At 64.3% G+C, this 255-nt stretch carries 1 pseudogene; it reads left to right on the top strand.

Annotated elements, in window-relative coordinates:
• Positions 1-255, top strand: a pseudogene (locus tag IB266_RS30595) (carbon starvation protein A); the annotation flags it as partial.

Below are 255 nucleotides of genomic sequence, written 5' to 3'. Positions count from 1 at the left end.
ACCCGGCGATCGGCTTCCTGGCCCTGGCGCGCAAATACAACGATGCCCTGGCGGCCGGCCAGGTCCTGGCCCCTGCCAAGAGCATCGAGCAGATGCAGCACGTGGTGTTCAACGCCTACACCAACGCGACGCTGACGGTGTTGTTCCTGTTCGTGGTCTTCAGCATCCTGTTCTACGCGCTCAAGGTCGGCATCGCCGCCTGGGGCACCAAGGAACGCACGGACAAAGAAGCGCCATTCCAGGCCGTGCCGGACG

The sequence above is a fragment of the Pseudomonas sp. Pdm06 genome (assembly GCF_014851795.1).
In the GTDB taxonomy this organism is placed as follows: domain Bacteria; phylum Pseudomonadota; class Gammaproteobacteria; order Pseudomonadales; family Pseudomonadaceae; genus Aquipseudomonas; species Aquipseudomonas fluorescens_AA.
Note: the sequence above shows the minus strand (reverse complement) of the source record. Positions and strands in the feature narration are given on the sequence as shown.